General features: G+C 38.7%; 3 protein-coding genes. 2 read left to right on the top strand and 1 reads right to left on the bottom strand.

Annotated elements, in window-relative coordinates; translation table 11 throughout:
- Positions 1-288: 288 nt before the first annotated feature.
- A complete protein-coding gene (locus BAU15_RS11220) occupies positions 289-2547 on the bottom strand; it encodes an ATP-dependent Clp protease ATP-binding subunit (protein WP_161842839.1) in 2259 nt (752 codons plus the stop codon).
- A gap of 633 nt (positions 2548-3180) precedes the next feature.
- Here BAU15_RS11220 and BAU15_RS11215 point away from each other — a divergent pair.
- Positions 3181-3447: a phosphocarrier protein HPr gene (locus BAU15_RS11215; RefSeq protein WP_010767242.1), complete on the top strand. Its 267-nt coding sequence runs from the start codon at positions 3181-3183 to the stop codon at positions 3445-3447.
- Positions 3447-5174, top strand: a complete 1728-nt coding sequence (gene ptsP / locus BAU15_RS11210) for a phosphoenolpyruvate--protein phosphotransferase (RefSeq protein ID WP_161842837.1) — start codon at positions 3447-3449, stop codon at positions 5172-5174. Before BAU15_RS11215 ends, ptsP begins: the two co-directional genes overlap by 1 nt.
- Positions 5175-5380 lie beyond the last annotated feature (206 nt).

The raw sequence follows: 5380 nt of genomic DNA, 5'->3' as shown, positions 1-5380 counted from the left end.
GGTTATTAAACGAGTGGCTTATGGCTATCGAAACTTTGCAAATCTACGTGACCGCATCTATTTAGTTCAAGGCTTAATTTTTGAAGACGTTAAAGACAACAAAAAGAAGCTCCAGCTAAGCAAAGCTGCTTAACTGGAGACACTGTACTCTATTCAATTTGACCCTCACCAACACTATTTGACGAAGAGCCTAATCTATTCGATAGTTATTCTTTTTTAGATTAATAAAAGATGGGGCAAGTAGCATCTGGCTATTTGTCCCATCTTTTCAGTTCATATAAAGCTAGATTAAGCGGTCGGTGATTCGTCCGTTGCTGCTTCACCGGCTTCTTTCACTAAACGTTCAGGCTTTGAAGTAATTGTAATTTTCCCATCTTTATCCAATTTTGCTTTTAAATCATGGATGGCTGGGTGATCTAAATAGAATTCAGCGATGCCGTCTTCTATTTGTTCTTGAATGGTTCTGCGTAGAGGGCGTGCCCCCATTGAAGGGTCAAAGCCTAAGTCAACTAATTTTTCTCTAACATTTTCTGGTACATCAATATTTAAATGTTGAGAAACAAGTAATTCGTTGACTTCAGCCAACATCAAGCTGACAATATTCATCAGATTTTCTTTACTTAATGATTTGAATTCAACAATTCCGTCAAATCGGTTGAGGAATTCAGGAGTAAAGTAATTATTTAATTGATTTAAGACAGAGCGCGTAATGCCTTCACGAGCGGCACCAAAGCCAACATTCGCTTCGACATTTCCCGTTCCAGCATTACTTGTCATGATGATTAGAGTATCCTTGAAGCTGACAGTTCGACCTTGTGCATCCGTTAAGCGACCATCATCAAGGATTTGTAAGAACATGTGAAGCACATCTGGGTGAGCTTTTTCAACTTCATCTAATAAAATCAAGCTATAGGGATTCCGACGAACTTTTTCAGTTAACTGGCCAGCTTCATCATAGCCAACATAACCTGGAGGAGACCCAATAAGTTTTGAGACACTGTGTTTTTCCATATACTCGGACATGTCAAAACGAATCATCGCATCTTGTGAACCAAACATTTCGAAGGCAAGTTGTTTAGCTAGTTCGGTTTTCCCAACACCTGTTGGTCCGACAAATAGGAACGAACCAATTGGTCGATTTTGTTTACCTAAACCGACGCGATTACGGCGGATTGCTTTAGCAACTTTATCGATAGCTTCTTCTTGACCAATCACATGTTTTTTCAAATCATCGGCTAAGTTTTTCAATTGTGTTTGTTCTTTTTCTTTTAATTCGCCAACAGGAATTCCTGTTTTTTGCTCGACAATTTGTTCCATAGCTTTTTCAGTTATAACTGGCGTTTCTTCATCGCTGACTTGCTTTTCTTTCATCGCTTGTAATTTGTTTATTTGGTCACGGTAATAGGCAGCTTTTTCGAAATCTTCTTCTTTTGATGCTTGTTGTTTTTGTGCTTCGGCATCTGCTAATTTCTTTTCAATGGTTTTTGGATCGACTATTTGGATAGTCAGATTCATTTTAGAACCTGATTCGTCTAGCAAGTCAATGGCCTTATCCGGTAAGAACCGGTCTTGAATGTAGCGATTTGAAAGAGTTGCAGCAGCTTTAATCGCTTCATCTGTATATTTTACATGATGGAAATCTTCGTAACGTTTTTGTAAGCCTTGCAAGATAGCGATTGTTTCAGGGACGCTAGGCTCATCCACGCGGACAGGCTGCATCCGACGTTCCAATGCAGCATCTTTTTCGATGATGCGGTACTCATTTAAAGTAGTTGCCCCAACCATCTGTAATTCGCCGCGAGCTAAGGCTGGTTTCAAAATATTTCCAGCATCCATATTGCCGTCACCAGCTGAACCGGCTCCAACAATTTCATGGACTTCATCTATAAACAAGATGATGTTTTCAGCTTGTTTAATTTCTTCGATTAGTTTTTGCATCCGTTCTTCAAATTGTCCTCGAATGCCAGTACCTTGAACCAAAGAAACGACATCCAATCGAATGACTTCTTTTTCCAATAGTTTTTGTGGAACATCGCCATCGATAATCTTTTGTGCAAGACCTTCTACAACAGCCGTTTTGCCGACACCTGGTTCGCCAATTAAAACAGGATTATTTTTAGTCCGACGATTCAGAATTTCTATAATTCGTTTAATCTCGTCATCTCGACCAACAACAGGGTCAATATCGCCTTTACGAGCCAATTCGGTAATATTAATTCCATACTCACCTAAAAGACCCTGCCCAGGTTGGCCACCACGAGGGGGTTGCCCGTTATTAAAATTATTTCCGCCACCAAATTGAGTTGGTGGGGTTTGTTCATTTGGATTTCCTTGATTTTGCATTTGGCGTGACATGGAGCGGAATAAATCATCTAAGCTACCAAAACCAAATGGATCTTGTTGTGCCATACGTGGTCGCTCTCCATTTCGTTCATTTTTTAATTTTTGGTAACAACTTTGACAATAATCAAGTTGTTTACGTTGCCCATTAACATTTGCATACAGGTGAATGGTTGCTTCATTTGTTTCACAATTGATACAAAGCATACATCCTTCACGTCCTTTCACAATGGTTGTTAACATCATTTTAGCGCGAATTTTCTCTTTGGTAAAAAGAAAACGCTTGGTCAAAATAACTTAATAAATTGGCAAATGAAAATAATTGACCAAATTTGACCTTTAAATTAATTATACTGATTTTTTATAAGCATGCAAGTTTTTAGACTGCTAAAATTAAATGGAAATGTCTGGTGGATACGTGGGGAATTTGAGTAACAATTCTTCATTAATAATAAAATGAACACGAAAATTAATCCAAGAGACAAAATTCGAATGAGCGTATGGAGGCTCAATTGATAGCAAAATATTTTCGGGTATCTAGATAAATGTATAAGGAGCGGGAAAGACTAGCTCATGAAATACATTTAAATAATCTGAACAATAATTAGTCCAAACTAGGCTACAATAGGCATTCATGAAGAATGGTGGCTTTGATTAAAAGAAATATTATGAAATATGCGGGTTTTTCGCTTATTTCGAGGGAAAAGTGTTGTATCGTTAGCAAAAAAATGGTAATCTTTACAATTGAAAGGGTCAAAATTTGAGTGGTTCTAATGAACCATGAAAAAAGAAAACCCTCACAATAAAAATACACTTTTATTATAAAGGAGACCGATTAACATGGAAAACAAACAATTTCACGTAGTAGCAGAAACAGGGATTCATGCTCGTCCAGCTACATTGTTAGTACAAACAGCAAGCAAATTTAACTCTGATATTAACCTTGAGTACAAAGGTAAATCAGTAAATCTTAAATCTATTATGGGTGTTATGTCTCTTGGTGTTGGCCAAGGTTCTGACGTAACAATCACTGCAGAAGGCGCTGACGAAGCAGATGCAATGGCTGCTATCGTTGAAACAATGCAGAAAGAAGGATTATCTGAATAATGGTTGAAATGCTAAAAGGGATTGCCGCAAGCGATGGCGTAGCCGTAGCAAAAGCTTACCTGCTAGTTCAACCGGATTTATCATTCAGTAAAGCAACAGTAGAAGATACTGCCGCTGAGGAAACTCGCCTAGATGATGCTTTGGCAAAATCTACTGAAGAATTACAAGCGATTCGGGAAAAAGCAGCGCAAAGCCTCGGTGAAGCAGAAGCGCAAGTATTTGACGCACACTTGATGGTTCTTTCAGATCCAGAAATGATTGGTCAAATCAAGCAAAATATTCAAGACAACAAAGTTAATGCAGAGTCTGCTTTAAAAGAAGTTACTGATATGTATATTGGTATGTTTGAAGCGATGGACGATAATGCTTACATGCAAGAGAGAGCTGCGGATATCCGTGACGTTGCAAAACGTATTTTAGCTCATCTGTTGGGTGTAACTTTACCTAATCCTTCAATGATTAACGAAGAAGTTGTAGTTGTAGCACATGACTTAACACCAAGTGATACTGCTCAATTAGATCGTAAATACGTTAAAGCTTTTGTCACTGACATTGGCGGACGTACTTCACATTCTGCAATTATGGCTCGTTCTTTAGAAATTCCAGCAATTGTTGGAACAAAAGAGATCACTGCAAAAGTCAAAGCCAATGATATCATAGCTGTTAATGGGATTGAGGGAGACGTCATTGTTGACCCAACCGAAGACCAAAAAGCTGAGATTATCAAAATTGGTGAAGCTTATGCTGCTCAAAAAGCAGAATGGGAAAAACTAAAAAATACAGCAACTGTGACAGCTGATGGCAAACATATTGAGTTAGCTGCCAACATTGGTACGCCAAAAGATTTAGAAGGCGTGCATAACAATGGGGGAGAAGCAGTTGGATTGTATCGTACAGAATTCTTATACATGGATTCACCTGATTTTCCAACCGAAGATGACCAATATACTGCTTACAAAGCAGTATTAGAAGGTATGGATGGAAAACCTGTTGTTGTTCGGACAATGGATATCGGTGGGGACAAAGAATTACCATACTTACAATTACCGCATGAAATGAATCCTTTCTTGGGTTACCGTGCATTACGTATTAGTTTATCAGAACAAGGCGATGACATGTTCCGCACACAAATGCGTGCTTTGTTACGTGCCTCTGTTCATGGAAACCTACGTATTATGTTCCCAATGGTAGCGACATTAAAAGAATTCCGTGCAGCAAAACAAATCTTCGAAGAAGAAAAACAAAAATTGGAAAGTGAAGGAACGAAAGTTTCTGATACAATCCAAGTCGGAATTATGATTGAAATTCCTGCGGCAGCAGTAATTGCTGACAAGTTCGCTAAAGAAGTTGATTTCTTCAGCGTTGGAACGAATGACTTAATTCAATATACAATGGCTGCAGACCGTATGAACGAACGCGTCTCTTACTTGTACCAACCATATAACCCATCAATTTTACGTCTACTTAAGAACGTGATTGATGCAGCGCATGCTGAAGGTAAATGGGCTGGTATGTGTGGCGAGATGGCTGGCGATCAAACAGCGGTTCCATTATTAATGGGCTTAGGTTTAGATGAGTTCTCAATGAGTGCGACATCAATTCTTAAAACTCGTAGCTTAATGAAACGTTTGGATACAACAAAAATGGCTGAACTTGCACAACGTGCACTAGATGAATGTGACACGATGGAAGAAGTCGTTGAATTAGTAAACCAATACGTCGACTAAAAACTTATGAAGAGTCGTAGAGAAAGCCATGTATTTGGTGCTATCTACGGCTCTTTTTCTAGGCTCTTCGTCAAATAGTGTTGGTGAGGGTCAAATTGAATAGAGTACAGTGTCTCCAGTTAAGCAGCTTTGCTTAGCTGGAGCTTCTTTTTGTTGTCTTTAACGTCTTCAAAAATTAAGCCTTGAACTAAATAGATGCGGTCACG

This window comes from Candidatus Enterococcus huntleyi, from assembly GCF_009933175.1.
GTDB lineage: Bacteria > Bacillota > Bacilli > Lactobacillales > Enterococcaceae > Enterococcus_K > Enterococcus_K huntleyi.
The sequence above is the reverse complement of the archived record's forward strand: the minus strand, read 5'-3'. Positions and strand labels throughout refer to the sequence as shown.